This is a genomic window from Bradyrhizobium sp. USDA 4011, assembly GCF_054063415.1.
This window is the reverse complement of sequence record NZ_JBSSGG010000001.1, coordinates 2,688,561-2,705,073: the sequence shown is the minus strand read 5'-3', so window position 1 is coordinate 2,705,073 and position 16,513 is coordinate 2,688,561. Positions and strand designations below refer to the sequence as shown.

The following is a 16,513-nucleotide window of genomic DNA, read 5'->3' as shown; positions in this document are numbered from 1 at the left end:
GCCTTAGGATGGTCCCGCTAGGGGATTTGCGTGTCATGGCCGAAATCGAGCCTAGCAGGGTTGGACGCAGGTTGGCGGCGATAGTGGCCGCTGACGTGGTGGGCTACTCGCGGCTCATGGGCCTCGATGAGGTGGGCACCGCCCGCACCCTCCGCGAACACCGCAAGGTTACGGACGCCCTCGTGTCAAAACACGGCGGTCGCCTCGTGAAGACCACCGGCGACGGTGTGCTCCTTGAGTTCCCCTCGGTGGTCGACGCGGTCGAATGCGCGGTAACTGTGCAAGCGGTGATGGCCGAGCGGAATTCCGGTCTTCCCGAGGAGCGGCGTATGCTGTTTCGGATCGGGATCAACCTTGGCGACATCCTTATTGAGGGCGATGACATTCTTGGCGATGGCGTCAACGTTGCGGCGCGGCTTGAGGGGATCGCTGAGCCGGGTGGCATCTGTATCTCGTCATCCGCTTACGATCAGGTTCGCGGCAAGGTCCCGATCGAGTTCACTGATCTAGGCGAGCAGACCCTCAAGAACATCGTCCGTCCAATTCGCACCTACGCAGTTGGTCTGAGTGCGAATGCTGACCGGGCTGTTCCGCCTTTATCTTCTGCTCCGCGTCTGTCCATCGTGGTACTGCCATTCGCAAACATCGGTAGCGATCCCGAACAAGAATATTTCGTGGATGGAGTGACTGAGAGCCTGACCACGGACTTGTCGCGAATCAATGGTGCTTTCGTGATTGCGCGCAACACTGCGTTCACGTTCAAAGGCAAAGCCGTGGACGTGAAGAAACTGGGGCGTGAGCTGAACGTCCGATACGTTCTTGAAGGTTCGGTGCAACGTGGCGGCGACCGGCTTCGGGTAAATGTGCAATTGATTGATGCTGAGACTGGAAATCACTTGTGGGCCGAGCGGTTCGAAAAAGCAGTGGCCAACCTTTTCGATATGCAGGACGAAATAGTATCCCGGCTCGCAAACACGCTGAACTCGCAATTAATTGCGGTCGAAGCGCGGCGAGCAGAACACTCCCCCTGCCCCGATACGACTGACCTGTATTTCCAAGGGGCCGCTTGGCTTAACAAGGGCCGAAACCCCGAACACTTGGGACAAGGGCGCCGCTTCTTTGAACAGGCCTTGGCGCTCGAACCCGCAAATGTTGAGGCGCTGGTCGGCACGGCGCTGGTTGATGTCGGAATTGCCACCACCTTTTTGACAGATGATCGGATCGAACGTCTTACCGCCGCTGAGGCGGTTGTTACACGGGCGTTGTCGTTGGCACCGAACCATCCGATGGCCCATTTCGTCCTGGGAATGGTGCAAACTTATACCGACCGGGTGGCTCAAGGTATCGCCGAATGCGAGCAGGCGCTGGCACTAGATCGGAACTTAGCCCGGGCGCACGCAAACATCGGGGTCGCCAAGCTTCTTATCGGCCGGGGTGTTGAAACCGAAGCTCACATACAGGAGGCGCTTCGCCTTTCCCCCCGCGATACCAACCTCCATATTTGGCTAATGTTCGGGGGGCTCGCCAAATTTTTGCTTGGCGCCGACGCCCAAGCGATTGACTGGTTGCGGCGCAGCCTTGAGGCCAACCGGAATTATCCCCTTGCGCATTTCTTTCTCGCGGCCGCTCTTGCGCAGGTCGGCGAGTTAAGTGACGCGCGGGCAACAGTGCAGTCGGGCCTTTCGCTCAATCCGAGTTTCAGTATCCGCCGTTTTCGCAATAACAGCCCAAGCAATCATCATGCGTATCTCGCACTACGGGAGCGCCTCTACGAAGGGCTGCGGCTAGCCGGGGTACCAGAAGCTTAGGGACTTTGAGACTAGGGCTGGCGATGTCAGACCTACGGCAGTCAGCCGACGCCTCACAGTCCTCGCAGTGGATGTGGACGGCTACAGCGCCTCATGGCCGCCGCGAGGTCGCATTGCAGGCCCAGGAAATCCTCAGGAATGCACACGGCTCGTTTCAGCTCGGCAGGTGCGCGCAGCGAAGCGGTCATCGTTTGAGGTCGAGGGATGGCCAATCCAGCGCCCCGGCCGTAGGGACCCAAATCAAGGGGCGCGCCCAGCTCGAAGCGTTCGCAACCAGGGTTTACGCCTTTCGTCTTTGCTCCTTGGCCTTTCTCCTCTGCTTAGAGTTTCAAGCCATGACCTTTCGTCCAACGTGGCTGCCCACGCCAACCGAGACGAAGGGGACCGCATACCACCACCATTTGACCTGCCATGTCGGCGCTTGATCTGATGGTACTGGCGGCGGCGTCGAAGTTTGTGCTCTGAACTCGGGTACATCTCCGGCCCTTAGCCAATCCGTAAAGCCAGCATGCCAAACGAGGACATTCTCTGGATTGGACAGGCGCGGAAGCCTATCTTTCAATTTGCTGAAGCGTAAGCGGCCCAATCTGCCCGTTGTAATCGGCATAACCAAGCTTCAGCCAAGGCATTCTCTCCGATGTTGTGTCGAGACACGCAGCATACTACTGGGATTGGCTGTCTCAAGCACGCTCTGGTACGTTCGCGACTGTCTACCATTGGCCGCCGCGGGCAGTTGCGATGCCACGAGCGTTCAGCGCCTCCGCAATCTCCCTGAGGGTATGCGCGCCGGCCTTCTGCGCCTCACGGATAATCGGAGCACATTCGCCGCGTATCGGTCGGCCTCGGCCTTCACAGCCTCAACAGCGCTCTTGCGGGCTGTGTGGAGATTTGGGTTATCCAGGGAGACCCCGCGAGCCTTAGCCGCTGATAGGGCTTGTCGGGTGCGCGTGGAGATGAGCGCACGTTCCTTCTCGGTTAACGCGGCGAACAAGTGTAGGACGAAGGGATCAACGTCAGGCCCTAACTCGGCCACCAGGAACGGTACTTTGTAGGCCATGAGCCCGCTGATGAAATGAACGTCGCGGCTCAAGCGGTCCAGCTTTGCCACCGCCACATGAAATTGAGCTTCCCTGCGGCGGCCAAGGCGGCCTTTAGCTGCGGCCTGCGGTAAGGCATCGGAGCCTTTACCAGTCTCGACCTCGACGAACTCTCGCAGGATCACCAAGCCCTCAGATTCACGCCGACTGGGTCGCGATGCAGATGAACAATCTTTATGCACGTTGGTGTCGGGAAAATCAGCGAGAGCCAAAGGACCACTACGCCTTTAAATGCATGGGTGGGGTTAACAACGGTGCGGATATGATCGAGCCCATGCGGCGCTCCGGTGAGCGTGCCTTCATCGCCTGCACGGTAGATTTACTGGAGAAAGGCGTGGACATTGAGCGGCTCAACGCCGTCGTTTTCCTCCGGTATCCCAAATCGACGATCAAGTTTTACCAGATGGTCGGGCGAGGCACCCGCAAAGTTCGAAATCGGCGCAAGCGCCGCGAGAAGGTCAGCGTCCGCCCCAGCTTCTCCGAAAGGACTTCCACTGCACGTAATCGTAGCTACCGGACCACCGGTGAACGATGCCGTCGCATAGCTCGCATCTGAAGTGGCTAGTCGCCGGCCGCGGTATTTGGATCGCTTCATAAACGGCCTTACAGCCCTCACAAACGAACATGATGCTGACGCTGACGCTGCTTTCTGCGCCGGGCATCCTCGTACAGCGTTTGGCGAATTGACCAATTCGCGGCAGTTCTCTTGATGGTCCAGCCCAATACCTAGCGGCTTATCACCGCGCGCGATCGGCGCGATCATGGCTCATGCCCTGGCGCCGCAAGCCCGCTCAATTCCTCAGGTACTGGTCCGGGCCCGTCGATCGCAATGCCGGCTTCAGGACAGTGCTTGTCTTCTGCGTCGGGTGCCAGCACCACAACGGCCGGCTGAAGCTTGCCGACCTGCCCGATTGGGACTGTCTGCGACGATTACGACGCTCGAGAACGTTCCTACGCGCGTAGCCAGCAACGAGACGGCCCCGGGTACGACGAGGCTAGCTCGGCCGCATCCGCCGTTTGATCTGGCGTCAGGCGCACCGCAGGCGCCACAACAGAGGTAGGGTCCGTCATAGCTGGGGTAGGCTGCCTCAGTTGACGGCCTTGGCTCTGCCGCAAGACGCCTAGGTAGGCTTATGCCGTTCGCTCTCAGCCCTACTCACAGCCTTTAGCTGGCTCGCGATGTAGTCGGAGATATCGCCGATCTCAGCCTGCAAGTCCGCTTCCGGGATCCCTCGTTCCTTGGCAGCATCAATGAGGCGGCGGCTCAGTTCGGTCGCGCCGACAGTCCTTGGCGAAGTTGCTTTGGCCCTGGGGGCTTTCCGGTGGCGCTCCGCCTGAGCCGGTGTTAAGTGGCCCAGTCCAGCCTTGGGGCTGCAATTGACCTTTGTCTTCGGGCGCCGAACGCCCAGTTGGCGCATTGACGTCCCCTTTTGTCGCAGGCTGCGCCGTGGCTAATCCGCAGGACAGCATGATGAACATCAATGCTAATCGGTCCCGCACTGAAACCTCCAATGTCTTCGTACTAAGCAAACAATCGGATATGCACCTCAGTTCCTGCAATGGTCGGATTGGCGCCGACAAGCACCGTCCTTAAAGCCGGCGTTGCGATCGACGGGACCGGTCCAGTAACGGAGGAAGTGAGCGGGCTTGCGGCGCCAGAGCCCATGATCGCGCCGATCACGTACGGAGCCGCTAGGGATCGCCCCGCCTGCCGGTATCAGCCCGAGCCGTTGGTCAACTCGGGAAGGAGTGGCACGCTGCAAATAGAATGGAAAAGGCCCCCGCCGATGCGGGGGCCCTGCAAATCAATCGCGCTCTTTGATGATTGTCTTTTCGCGCGGTTCGTCATGCTCCCGCTTGATGACCGTCGTGCGATCCGCGGGCTCGCGCTCCTTGATCACAGTGGTGCGGTCGCGGTCGCGGTCCCGATCGACGTGGGTTTCGCCCGTGGTTACGCCGGCACCCACGGGCCCGACTTGGACACCCACTTCATCAGCGAAAGCGGGGGTGGCAAGTGCGATAACAGCGGCAACAGCCAACACGTATTTCATCTCGTAGCCTCCAGTTTGTTCGATCCCGGAAAATGCCGCGAGTTGCCGAATGTTCCTCGTCATCTTGACAGTTTGTCGCACCGAATTCGCCTTGGCGGTGTCGTCCGGCAACGTCGTGACCAAGGCTCTGACGCCGTCATTAACGCCCGAAGAACAACCACAGCAGGATGATCACAGGAATTGGCACGCCCAAAAGCCAAAGCAAAACTCCTCGTCCCATGGATTTCCTCCTCGCTTAATCGCTTGGAGGGAACGCCAGAGACTCATCCATGTTCCTGTTGCTACTCGATAGCCTTTTACGTGGGATCAACCGGGAGTCGGTTGCCCGCTTCTGCCTCCCGGGCTAGCCGTTCTGCCTTCAGGCGCTCTCGATTATCGTGCAGCGCTTTTTGGGCTTTGGCGTAATCGGTCAAATCTTCCTTCGCCCTGTCCGCTTTGAATACCTTACGGGCTTCCCGTTCGGCTGCCGTGGGAGCCGGTCGGTTTCGATCGTTCATCATTGTTGACCTCCCATTTGGGCTCAACGAGCGCATAAATATGGCTTTCGATCCTGTCGCCAAAGGGCAACTTTGTCACGCCGTAGGGCCGCCAAAAACGAGGTGGCATTAAACTCCAAACGAATGCCTCATCTGACTCGCCATGCGCTGGACCGCATCCGTGTATTGACCATCGTTGAAGCGCTGATCGCCTGCATAGAGGACTACAACAACGCCTATCGCTATCAACAAACCTTTCACCCCATGCTCCTTTAGTGGCAAATCTGATGGGCAACATGGCTATGGACGAGGCGGCTCGGATCGCCTCGATGATTCCGGCGTCCTAGCCGGGCCCTCTGTCCGTGTTGGCTCGGGTGGCCGGCCTGGTTCTAACGTTCTGTTCGAACGCGCCATCCAGGCCGCAAGACGGACGTAGCCGCGCCGCAACGTCGGCCTGAACCATTCCTGGTCGCCCTGATCCATACGCGAGAATTATTTCTGTCGCCGGTTAAGGAACTGTTGCGGGCGTCGATCGCACCGTGATCTTACGGGCAGGTAGTTTGTGCCAGTTTGCGCAGGCACTTTCTGCAGATATCAGGGACATTTGCGGGGCTATCAATTCCAGACAGGAACGAAGCGTGCTCGGTAGCCCCCACGGGGACGATCGCTACACATGCACGCTCGGCTTGAAAGCGAGTTAGTTGTCGTCAACCACAATGCGGGCGCTCCAAGCGCCTCAGCCCGTCTCGTGACAGCCTCGCAGGCAGCCACATACATCATCGGGATAGCTGTCCGGAACGCGTGGACGCTGGTGTTGCACACAATCCGGAACGCCCAATAGCGGCGTCCGATGGGTTGAACCCCGTACATCTTCTTATAGTCGCGGGTGTCCATTGAGACACTCATGCGCGTGAGAGCTTAGGAACATAACGCGGCCCCAGCAACCCTTGGAGGCCCGGGGGGCGATTGCTGAGGCCGCATGGCCCGTCCCGCGTCAGTCGAGATTGGTCGATTGATCGCATACCGAATCCGGAGATAAGACAAGCGAGAACCAAAGCTCTTGTCGTGGCGCGGGTAAAACGTGGCAATATTACCACGCGGATTCACATGGGTTATAAACACCAACGCCGCCCGCTTAAAATACACGCGGTCGGCGCTGGCTCTACCCCAGGATGTAAAGTGCAAAATCCTGACGCGCGTTAGACTGCGCAGGCGCGCAAACGTTTCATACCTAGAAGGGTAGTTTGCGAGAGGGCGCGCTCGAACAGGAAAATAGGAACCTTATCCAAGTGCGAAAATTAAATCCGTTTCAAGAACGGCCTTTGCGAGGAGCGTGTGGGAGACTTAAGGCGTCGGGTTGTGCAGACCGAGACACTAGAAGAACGACTGGCGAACCAGGCCAGAGAGCTTCGCGGGCGGGCGAAAGCAATGCCGCCCGGTGTCGAGAGAGAGGCTCTGTTGAGGAGGGCGCGAGAGGCCGAGGCTGCCGCGCAGATGAGTGAATGCCTCGCGTCGCCGGGCAAGTTACCGGCCTGAGGGCTTACGGCGATCAAAAATCCAGAGCTTCACTTGAGATGCCCCGGTACTTTTTTCACGTCTATCACGATACGACAGAACTCGACCAGGAAGGCGAGGAACTGCCGGACAAGCACGCAGCGTGGAAAGAGGCGACAGTTACGGCGGGCCAGATGTTGGCGAGCATTGACGGTCGCCTGCGGCCGGGGCACGACTGGCGCATGGAAGTGACGGATGAATTCCAGAACCCTCTGTTCGTCCTAAACATTAATGCCGTGAATTCCAGGTCCAGATAAGACCCACATAACATTGAACGCCGCAAGTCGATGGATTAGTGGGGTTCACGCCTTCGGCGCCCTTACTGTCAGCTTGCGGTTGATTAGCATTTCAGCGCGCCGCTTCGCCAACTCGACCAATCTTGTTCGCGGCTTACTGCGGATCAACTGGCCTCGAACTTGATGGCGCTGTCAAATGCATCATCATAGCGATGGGTCACGGTGAACGTGACGCCTCGGTGGGTAAAGGTGCTTGGCATGCCCGCGAGATAGGTATCGAGCGCGGCGATTGCGAACCCCGTGGGAGACCCATTGGGCCTACGGCTCCACGATGATCCGGAAGGCCTTCCAGAATGCAAGTTGGACATCGCCACGCTGGGCGAGCTTGCCATAGCCGGCATAGCCATCGACCTGCAGGATCCCTTCGAAGCCCGCGAGATGGGCGATCGGCCGATCGGCTTTGCGATCGGGGGCGTAGACATAGGCAACGCCCGCCGGATCGGCACCGCCGGGACCAGGTCCAGCCGCTCGCTTCTATCCTCGCCGATCCGGTGTAACTCGCCCTGGCAACAGGGACAGGTCTTGCCCTCAATGTCGACGACGACCTCGATCCGCGGCAGGTGCATCGGCAAGGCGCCACGGTTGCCGCGGCGCGTGCGAGCCCGCGTCTCACGGCCTTCGGGTGCGCTCACGTCCTGTGTCGTGTCTCGTTGTACGCGGCAACCTGCTCGACGTCTTCCAAGCCCAGCAGCATCTGATCTTCAGGCAGCGTCTCTGCCCGCCGGCCAAACCGATGCCGCTGCAATTCCTTGATGATTTGACGCAGCCGCTCGCTCGCACCGCTCGGCAAGCAGCATCGCTTTCAGCGTCTCAGGATCGTCAGGCAGGGCGTCGCTCACACCCAATTCAGAGCATATTTGCCGCCATCTGGCGACGCGTCCCACGCTCCTGATTCACTTCGCCGCAGCTTCGCCAACAGCTATCCGGCTTGCGTTGGCGCCGATGAGGTGGCTGCCCGCGACATAGCGACACCAAGCCTCATCAAACCAAAGAAACCTTCATGAGCACCGGCAGTTGCCATCCGCCGTCAAGCGATCCCGCGGCGGGGGCTTTAGCAACGCTTCTGGGCGTGCTCACTGTTTTGGTCACAGCTTCAGGCGTTTTTGGCGAGATGCACACGGCGCTAAACGCGACGTTCAAGGCCAAGCCGATCAATTAGCCGATCTTTTCCCTAATCCGGACCCGTGCGGCCAGTCTGGGCCTCGTCGCCGCCCTTGGTTTCATGCTGATAGTATCGTTGGCCGCAAGCACCGTGCTATCCGCTCTGGGACAGGCCTTTCAGGGATGGTTCGCCGGCAAGATTCTGTTGGCGGCCCTCAACACCGGCGTATCCCTGACGATCTTTACGCTACTGTTCGCGGCGATCTACAAAGTCCTGCCCGATACAGCGATACCGTGGCGCGAGCTCATGCTGGGCGCATTCGTCACAGCCGTACTCTTTACGGTCGGCAAATCGATCATCGGCATTTACCTCGGGCGGGCAGCACCGAGCTCGGCCTATGGCGCAGCGGGCGCGCTGATCGTTCTGATGTTTTGGACCTACTATTCCGCCCAGATATTCCTGCTTGGCGCTGAGCTGACCAAGGCCATTGCCGATGAGGGCACGTCCGCGGGCCAGGCTGCCAGAGGAACGATTCACCAAAGCGTGAGTTCGCTTCAAACAAGAACGATAGATCGGTGACAGCCATGACAAGATCCGTTGAGGAGTTGAGGCGCGAGTCCGAGCGGAGCCGCGCGCAGCTTTCGGCAACCGTCGATCGGTTAAGAGAGCAGATCACCGATACCGCAGAAGACTTGCGCTACAAGGTCTCCCCGCAGGGGATCAAGTCAGAAGTCTCCGAGTTTGTCGGCCGAAAAGCCCAAGGCTGGCTCGACTCGCTTAAGCAGCAAGCCATGGAAAACCCGATGCAGACGATCGCTGCGGGGACTGCGGTTGCGGTGCCCGTGCTGCGGCTGGCTCGGGGCTTTCCACTTCCCCTTCTGATGATCGGTGCCGGCCTTGCCCTGACGTCGAAGACCGTTCGCAGCCGCGCCGTTGAGGCGGCGGCGCCAACGATCGAAAAGGCCAGGGAAATGGTAGGTGAGGCTGCCGAACGCGTTCAATCCTTCGGGGAAGGTACGGTGAATGCGATATCCGCGACGGGGCGTGAGGCCGCCGACCTGGCGAGCGAAGCCCAAGCCGCCGCGACCGGGTTTGCCGGCTCCCTGAAAGACCGAGTAGCCCAGACTGTCGATCGAGTGAAGGCAGGCATCGATACCGCCTCGGACGCGGCAAACGATAGCATCGATCGAGCCCGTTCCACCGCGCGCGAAAAGCACGGCGTCGGCTGCCATGTCGAGCGCCGCGGATGCGGTCAAGCAGGGGTTGGATGAAGGCGTCACCTATGCGCAGGAAAACTTGGGTAAGCTTGGCGATGCGATGCCTCGAAAGGAGTCGATCGCAGAGGTCCAGTCGTCCCTCTCGGCGCTGCTTGAGTTGATCGGTGCAATAGGTTTGACAGTTGGAGCCGCGGTTGCCGGCGCGTTCAGCGCGTCAGAGTTCGAAAACAAATGGGCCGGAGAGTTCAGCGACAGCGTCAAAGAGGATCTGAATGCTCGGGCGGAAGCGGTAGCCCAAAGCGTGCGCGAAGCCTCCGATGTGCTCAAGGCTGAAGCTGACGACATCGGCACCGAAACTCTTGAGCGGTTGCAAGAAACCGGCCGGACGGGGGCAAATGTGGTGCTTGAGCATCTAAGGACGCGGTAGGCCGCGGGTGGGCGGCCCAAAGCTTCGCAACATGCGCCGCAGTGCGGTGGCGTTTTTCGGCGCATAGGCGTCATTATCGTTATTGAAATAGACCCAGGCTCGTTTGGCTCGGCTGGCCTTAATCCTGTCGGTCCACACCGTCAGCTCTTCCTTTGTATAGTCGTGCCGATACCAGCGCTTGGGACCATGCAACCTGACATATACTTCGTCCGCGGTCCGGATAAGTACGTCCGGTAATCTCGGCCCACTGCAGGAGCAGAAGATGATGCCTGCCTCACGGAAGGCGCCCCCACTTTGTCCGTGTGATCCGATCCAGCCGTGATGCCATTAAGTGTTTTGTTTGGACGGGTCGCATTAACGCATGAAGGTCAGCTAATTTGTCCTAATTTGCCCAAGTGATTTCTTGGGAGCCGCGGGCAACGACTCTCGAACTGCTGTCGGGAGGCCGCGCATTGCCGGCCGTCTGGCACCAGGACGTTCGAAGGGATGGTCGACTCGCGGCGGTCTCTTACGAAACGGCGCGGTTCTCAGCCGGTTGACGCGGGTTCGAGTCCTGCTGCCAGTGCCATTCGCCCACGTAACCGGCTGTGCCTACGACGCACAAGTACCGTAACTGGAGCATGCAAGTTCGACTCTTGCTAACCACAATCCTCATAGGAATTTATGCTTGGACATAGATTGGGTTGATCGAGGCTGCGTAACCTGCTCGACCTTCTTTCAAATCCCGCTCTATGCTAGGGCTTTTGACTTTCCTGCCAGTGCCGTAGGATATCAAATGTCCTTGAGCCTCAGCGAAGTAAAGCCACCAACCGCGAATGAAATGGCTGGCCTCATCGCGAGCAAGGATTGGTCAACGACAGCGCTAGGCGACCAGAAGAATTGGCCTCCCAGCCTTAAGCTTATCGTCGGGATCATGACAGCGTCGGGCTTTCCGATGGCGGTGCCCTGGGGGCCCGACTTTATCCTAATCTACAATGACGGATACCGGCCCATTTTGGGGGACAAGTCGCGGTACCGGCAACAACGGGGGTCTCATTCAGGCGCTCCGGCTCGGAGCCAGCGATAGCCTGAACCAGACCGGGCAAAAAATCGTTCAGCGCAATCTCAACATTCAACCGACTCTGACGATCAGACCTGGTTTCCCAGTCCGCGTGATCGTCAATCGTGACCTCGTGCTCGAGCCTTACAAGGGGTGAGAAAATGGCAAAGCTCAAGCTCGGTGCTATCGCCGACGACAAGCCGGTGAAACTCACGCTCGAATTACCCGCACCAGTGCATCGCGATCTGCTTGCGTACGCCGAAGTGCTTGCGCGCGAAACGGGACAGCCTATCCCAGCAGCGCTTCCGCCGCTTGCCGGAAGCTGCCGTGATCTGCGGCCGCTACGGCGCACCGGAGATGTACGAGGTCGATCGCCGATGTTGAACTGCGAAAAGGCGCAGTCTTCGCTTTGGGATCGAGACTCTTGTGCTCCACCGCTTGCTCTCCGGCAGTTTAAGTTTGCGTCTCACGTTCGGTGTGGTCGCATCTGGGCGTATTTGCTCAACATCGCGAGGGCCATCGCATGGCTCATTGTGCGCAGGACGTACGCCAAACGCTGACGAGTCCAAAATATTGCGGCTACGCGATGATGGGCAGCCACAGCCAATTCGTCTTCTCCGTTATAGAGAATTTGGCTATGTGCCGCCATCCAGTTCAAAAAAAGGTGGCGTGGGGAGTGGTCCCTCAGATGCTCATCTTGTGACGGGAAGATAAGGGCAGCGCGACTGATCAGCAGTGCTCCCGCGACAAGCTCTGTCATTTCGTTGGGAGCGCTTCAGTAGCGTCACTGAGCGACGAAAGGAATGAATGGTCCAGATTCACCTAATACGTGTTCTTACTGGCCCTGTCGATTTTCCACAAACCAAGTAATTGAAGCACTCCTTCCTCCCAGACTTGGACCGCTTGCTTTGCAAGCGGTCGCCCTTTCTTTTCGCTTCTGGCCACTTGATGCGTCCATCGCTAAAGCTCTACCTTAAGTGATCCTCGACAAAAGTATGGCGCGATGATCTTTATCAAGAGCGCGCTGCGGGGCGCATAAGAAATCGATGAACGCATCGCGGCCGGTGAATGCGTCGGAGCGTTGGCCCGATTCCATTGTGAACGACTGCCGTGATCTTTGAGGAGAATGGCGTCGGATCCTCACAGGACTTGCGGACGTTGCTCGCGGAGCAATAAAGTTGATGTGATCGAGACGCGATATCGGTCCATAGTGAACTGGGCTGGACGAAGAGGAAATGCGAATTCACTTTGGTCGTTTGCAGAGACTTGCCGGCCGAACTCCGTCTGCTTAATACGGTTCAGTCACCCGACGGTACCCATTCGAAGGCGAGGTTCCTCCATAAGCCCTCTAAGTCTCGTGATAGCTTCACTCATCTCGTGCCGATCTTTACTGGCAAACCCGAGTCTGAGTCCGTGCGGGGCTGAAGAGCAGATGCGATAGGAGTCGCTCAGCAGGAGCCGAAAGCCTTTCGCGAGAGCTCTCGTCTCAAGTTGATGGAGGTAACTATCATGTTGGAAGCGGATCCAAAAAGCCAGTCCACCGACAGGGACTTCGAACCGTATCAAATCGCCGAAATGGGCGCGTAGCAAAGACGCAAAGGCATCCCGGCGTCCGCGATAAACCGTCAAGGCTCGCCGGGCATGACGCGCAAGTTCGCCTTGATCGATAATCTCGGCGACGGCTGTCTCGGTGATCTGATCGCCTTGTCGGTCGATGAGAAGGATCTGCTTGGCGAATACGTCGATTACTTCCTTCGGCGCGACCACGTAACCTAGGCGCAGATTGGGTGAAAGGATCTTTGAAAAGGAGCCAATGTAGATGATTTTGGTCGGGGCAAAACTCGCCATTGGCAGCAATGGCTTAAACTCGAAATTATATTCGTGATCATAGTCATCTTCGATTATTGAGAACCGATAACGGTCTGCGATCGTCAGCAATTTCATCCGACGTTCCGGAGGAAGAATAACGGTCGTCGGAAAATGATGATGAGGGGTAAGATAAATCGCCGAAATGCGGGTCTCGCGGCAAACTTCTTCAAGGTGATCCACATCGAGTCCCTGTTCGTCAACACGAATGCTGACGACATTAACGCCAGATGAGGTGAACGACAGGTGCGCCGGCGGATAGGTGACTTTCTCGAACGCAACAGTGTCTCCCGGGCGCGTAAGAACCCGTGCCGCCAGAAAGATACCCATTTGGCTTCCACGGGTCAGGCAGATGTTGTCCGTCGTCGTGGTCAAACCCCGATCAGCATTTAGGAGCCGCGAGATTGCCTCTCGCAGACCTTGGTGACCGCGGGGGTCGCCGTAGTGAAGGCGGTTACTGCGCGCTGCTTGTTGGATGGCGGAGCGGTACGCACGTCCTAATATCGCGGCTGGTACCAAGCGCGTGTCCGGTAACCCATCATCAAACGACTGTGCTGCCGGGCCTCCCACGACGACTGGGACGTCGCCTATATCGTCGGCGATCTCATAATCTCGCCGAAGTGGCATCTGCGGCTCGAATGGCCGCGCGGAGCCGTCGGCTGGCTCTGGCAAAATAGAAGATACAAATGTGCCGCGCATAGGATCGGCCGTGAGCCAGCCCTGAGCGATTAGCTCATCATACGCAATGACGACGGTCTTTCGATTGATCTGTAGTTCGGACGCGAGTTCGCGTGTTCCAGGTAGTGCTGTGCCGGGAGCCAAGCGCCCGCGACGAACTTCTTCGATGAGTTGTTGCGCCAACTGCTGATAGATCGGCATGCGCAGCCGTCTATCCAAGCGGATAGGCATATTGATGGGCCACCTGCGAACAACTGGACCGGTCATCTTTCCCAAACTGGCTGATGCATGGGTCCATCACATGAACCCATAGTGCTCCTACGCTGAATCCAGGGCACCTGGCAAGATGGACGAAGAAACGACAACGTACGACTTGGGGCGTTTCGCGCTTGCGAACGACGCGGTGCAAATTGATGCGTTGCAAGCGAAAGCCGCATCTTTTGCGCAGTCATGCCGCCCACTTGTTGTGGCGCCGTCTGTCGGCTCGCGGCAGCAGACAGCTATCCCACCCAGGTCGTGTGTGGCCGGCCAAACACTGCGGAGGCTGCCGCTCTTCGAACTGAACTTCGGCCGCGGATCTTTGGAGTGGATCGCCGTCTCGGGATTCCACGCAGACGGACGTTTTCTAAGGCGGTGCACGCTGTGAGCGCAGCTGAATATAGCTGCCCAGCGCCTCATCGATCGTGAAGTCGGAAGTGCTTTGAGTTTGGAAAGTTATCAAAAGAGGGGGAATGCTATGTCGAGGGAATTCAATTTTACTAGTCAAGCAGGCGCGATCACGCGGCGCTCTGCTCTCAAATTGGGTTTGGCGGGCGCTGCAGCCATTGCTGCGCCGGCAATCGTGCGTGCCGAAGACTCGACGTTGCACGTCGCGAGCCTCTTCGACCTGACCGGGAATCTCAATATCTACGGGATTCAGGAGATGAACGTCTCTCGCTACGCGATCGACGCAATCAACGCGTCGGGCGGCGTTCTGGGTAAGAAGGTCACGCTGCACGAATACGATACGCAATCAAAGATCGAGCTTTACTCGCGCTACGCTCAAGAGGTCGGATCGAACGACCAGATCTCCGCCGTCGTCGGCTGCTTCACGGGCGCCTCGCGCGAGGCGGCGCGTCCCGTCCTCAGCCGCAACAAGAAACTTCTGTTCTTTCCGACCATCGACGAAGGCGGCGAGTGCGACAAGTACTGCTTCATGCAGGGGACGGACTGTGTTCAGCAGGAAGGGCCGCTGCTCGACTGGGCGATCAAGAACGGCGGAAAGAAGATCTACGTCGTGGCCGCGGATTACATCTACGGACACGTCGCGAATGCCTGGACGAAGAGCCTCGTCGAGAAGAAGGGCGCCGCGATGGTCGGAACGGAATTTATTCCGCTCGACGTATCGGATTTCAGCGCTACGATCCGCCGTATCCAGGCAGCGAAGCCCGATGTGATCATGTCGAATCTCGTCGGCAACAACCACGTCGCGTTCTACCGGCAGTTTGCCGCCGCCGGCCTGAACAAGTCGATCCAGATCCTGTCGCCGGTGTTCGGCTTGGGCAACGAAGAGAAGGTACTCTCACCATCCGAGGGCGCTGGCATCGTCGTCGCTTATTCGTACTTCGAAGGTCTCGATAATCCCGAAAACAAGACGTTCTTGGAGGGCTTCCGCAAGAAGTATCCGGACGCCGGTGTCGTCGCGGATACGCCCGCCCAGGTCTGGAATGCCTGGCACCAGTGGAAGACCGCGGTGGAAGCTGCCGGATCCGCAGAGGTCGACAAGGTGGTCGCAGCCTTGGAGAAGGCCACCCCCTTCAACGGGCCGGCCGGCGAGGTCCGTCTGGATGCGCAGAGCCACCGCAATATCCAGAACGTCCACCTGGCGCGCGTGACCGACAAGCAGACGTACGAGATCATCCAGAAATTCGATCAGGTTGCTCCGACGCGGGAAGTCGTTGGGGCGGGAACGTGCGATCTGACGGACAAAGACAAGACGTCACATCGAATGATCAACCCCAAGTTCTGAGGTTACAGCATCATGGATGCATTCGTCGTCATAGCGGTCTCAGCTGTGACTGCAATCGCCACCCTGGTTCTCATCTCGACGGGGCTTGCAGTCATCTTTGGTCTCATGCGCGTGGTCAATATGGCGCATGGAGAATTCTTGATGGTGGGAGCGCTAACGACGACTTCCTTGGTGCTGAAACTCCACTTTCCTTGGTGGCTCGCGATGATGGTGGCTCCCTTCGTGGGAGCCACCATCGGCGGTGTCATGGAGGTCCTGCTGATCTCGCGGATCTACCAAAGGCAGCTCGTCGACACCCTCCTCATAACGTTCGGTATTAGTCTTGTGATGTTCCAACTCGCCGTGGATGTTTTTGGCACGACACCACCAGGCATCGAGACGCCACTCGGAGCGGTAACGATCGGCTCCTATTCGTTTCCCGCTTACACTTTGGTGATGTTGCTATCCGCGATCGCGATGCTCGCGGGCCTCTATCTCTTGTTCACCCGAACGAAGTACGGCCTGCTGGCACGCGCGACGGCGCAAAACCCGACGATGGCCTTGGCCTTGGGCGTGCCGGCGCAGCGAATCAATTTCATTACGTTCACGCTTGGTTGCGCGCTGGCCTCGCTCGGCGGCGCGATCCTTGCGCCGATGATCTCGGTCAGTCCGAGCCTCGGCCAGGCGTATGTCGGGCAGGCGTTCATGGCGGTGGTCATTGCAGGGCCAGCCTTCATCTCGGGCACGCTCTTGTCGGCCATTCTGCTTGGCGGAGTGTCGAACGCGTTGTCACAGGGGGCGACCACGCTCTGGGGCGTCACAGGTCTGTTTGCGATGGCGATCGTGATCCTCCGGTTCAAGCCGTTCGGCGTGTCCTTCGGGTGGAAGAGGGGGCTGTAATGACGTCTATGCCTC

At 58.5% G+C, this 16,513-nt stretch carries 15 protein-coding genes and 3 pseudogenes; 11 read left to right on the top strand and 7 right to left on the bottom strand.

The window, feature by feature from the left end; genetic code table 11:
- Positions 1-35: 35 nt before the first annotated feature.
- Positions 36-1,808: an adenylate/guanylate cyclase domain-containing protein gene (locus ACVW1C_RS12655; RefSeq protein WP_456758701.1), complete on the top strand. Its 1,773-nt coding sequence runs from the start codon at positions 36-38 to the stop codon at positions 1,806-1,808.
- Between the two features lie 328 nt (positions 1,809-2,136).
- Here the strand turns inward: ACVW1C_RS12655 and ACVW1C_RS12650 are convergent, their stop codons facing one another.
- The gene (locus ACVW1C_RS12650; protein WP_456758700.1) at positions 2,137-2,415 is read right to left on the bottom strand and encodes a GYF domain-containing protein; all 279 of its coding nucleotides are present in this window, start codon (positions 2,413-2,415) and stop codon (positions 2,137-2,139) included.
- Between the two features lie 144 nt (positions 2,416-2,559).
- Entirely contained in the window at positions 2,560-2,916 is a 357-nt protein-coding gene (locus tag ACVW1C_RS12645) for a recombinase family protein (RefSeq protein ID WP_456763066.1), read from the bottom strand.
- A gap of 152 nt (positions 2,917-3,068) precedes the next feature.
- Here ACVW1C_RS12645 and ACVW1C_RS12640 point away from each other — a divergent pair, with 152 nt between their 5' ends.
- Entirely contained in the window at positions 3,069-3,461 is a 393-nt protein-coding gene (locus tag ACVW1C_RS12640; RefSeq protein ID WP_456758699.1) for a helicase-related protein, read from the top strand.
- 1,249 nt (positions 3,462-4,710) lie between these two features.
- Here ACVW1C_RS12640 and ACVW1C_RS12635 read toward each other — a convergent pair.
- Together ACVW1C_RS12635 and ACVW1C_RS12630 are read right to left on the bottom strand one after the other, a co-directional pair.
- Entirely contained in the window at positions 4,711-5,079 is a 369-nt protein-coding gene (locus ACVW1C_RS12635; protein WP_456758698.1) for a hypothetical protein, read from the bottom strand.
- 173 nt (positions 5,080-5,252) lie between these two features.
- Positions 5,253-5,456, bottom strand: a complete 204-nt coding sequence (locus ACVW1C_RS12630; protein WP_456758697.1) for a hypothetical protein — start codon at positions 5,454-5,456, stop codon at positions 5,253-5,255.
- Between the two features lie 1,478 nt (positions 5,457-6,934).
- Between ACVW1C_RS12630 and ACVW1C_RS12625 the strand changes: the two genes are divergently transcribed.
- Positions 6,935-7,243 carry a DUF6894 family protein gene (locus ACVW1C_RS12625; RefSeq protein ID WP_456758696.1) on the top strand — a complete coding sequence of 103 codons (309 nt, stop codon included), beginning with the start codon at positions 6,935-6,937 and terminating at the stop codon, positions 7,241-7,243.
- Positions 7,244-7,573: 330 nt separating this feature from the next.
- On the opposite strand, the pseudogene ACVW1C_RS12620 reads toward ACVW1C_RS12625, so the two are convergent.
- Positions 7,574-8,079: pseudogene (locus ACVW1C_RS12620) on the bottom strand (IS66 family transposase); the annotation flags it as partial.
- Between the two features lie 203 nt (positions 8,080-8,282).
- Between ACVW1C_RS12620 and ACVW1C_RS12615 the strand changes: the two are divergent.
- From ACVW1C_RS12615 to ACVW1C_RS12600, 4 genes are read left to right on the top strand one after another with little or no spacing between them, the layout of a single operon-like run.
- On the top strand, positions 8,283-8,441 hold the full coding sequence (locus ACVW1C_RS12615) for a hypothetical protein (RefSeq protein WP_456758695.1): 159 nt from the start codon (positions 8,283-8,285) through the stop codon (positions 8,439-8,441).
- 3 nt (positions 8,442-8,444) lie between these two features.
- Positions 8,445-8,963, top strand: a complete 519-nt coding sequence (locus ACVW1C_RS12610; protein WP_456763065.1) for a YihY/virulence factor BrkB family protein — start codon at positions 8,445-8,447, stop codon at positions 8,961-8,963.
- Between the two features lie 5 nt (positions 8,964-8,968).
- Positions 8,969-9,655, top strand: coding sequence for a hypothetical protein (locus ACVW1C_RS12605; protein ID WP_456758694.1), 687 nt, complete (start codon positions 8,969-8,971; stop codon positions 9,653-9,655).
- Positions 9,615-10,028, top strand: a complete 414-nt coding sequence (locus tag ACVW1C_RS12600; protein ID WP_456758693.1) for a hypothetical protein — start codon at positions 9,615-9,617, stop codon at positions 10,026-10,028. The genes ACVW1C_RS12605 and ACVW1C_RS12600 overlap by 41 nt, the downstream gene beginning before the upstream one ends.
- On the opposite strand, the gene ACVW1C_RS12595 is transcribed toward ACVW1C_RS12600, so the two are convergent.
- Positions 10,014-10,340, bottom strand: a complete 327-nt coding sequence (locus ACVW1C_RS12595; RefSeq protein ID WP_456763064.1) for a DUF72 domain-containing protein — start codon at positions 10,338-10,340, stop codon at positions 10,014-10,016. The two genes, ACVW1C_RS12600 and ACVW1C_RS12595, sit on opposite strands and share 15 nt — an antisense overlap.
- Before the next feature lie 701 nt (positions 10,341-11,041).
- Between ACVW1C_RS12595 and ACVW1C_RS12590 the strand changes: the two are divergent.
- A pseudogene (locus tag ACVW1C_RS12590) lies at positions 11,042-11,224 on the top strand (TrbI/VirB10 family protein); the annotation flags it as partial.
- 4 nt (positions 11,225-11,228) lie between these two features.
- Positions 11,229-11,357: pseudogene (locus tag ACVW1C_RS12585) on the top strand (DUF2274 domain-containing protein); the annotation flags it as partial.
- 1,012 nt (positions 11,358-12,369) lie between these two features.
- Here ACVW1C_RS12585 and pdxR read toward each other — a convergent pair.
- Positions 12,370-13,812: a MocR-like pyridoxine biosynthesis transcription factor PdxR gene (gene pdxR, locus ACVW1C_RS12580; RefSeq protein WP_456758692.1), complete on the bottom strand. Its 1,443-nt coding sequence runs from the start codon at positions 13,810-13,812 to the stop codon at positions 12,370-12,372.
- Between the two features lie 535 nt (positions 13,813-14,347).
- Here pdxR and ACVW1C_RS12575 point away from each other — a divergent pair.
- Together ACVW1C_RS12575 and ACVW1C_RS12570 are read left to right on the top strand one after the other, a co-directional pair.
- Positions 14,348-15,619, top strand: a complete 1,272-nt coding sequence (locus ACVW1C_RS12575; RefSeq protein WP_456758691.1) for an urea ABC transporter substrate-binding protein — start codon at positions 14,348-14,350, stop codon at positions 15,617-15,619.
- Positions 15,620-15,631: 12 nt separating this feature from the next.
- Entirely contained in the window at positions 15,632-16,498 is an 867-nt protein-coding gene (locus ACVW1C_RS12570) for a branched-chain amino acid ABC transporter permease (protein WP_456758690.1), read from the top strand.
- The last annotated feature ends 15 nt before the right edge of the window (positions 16,499-16,513 follow it).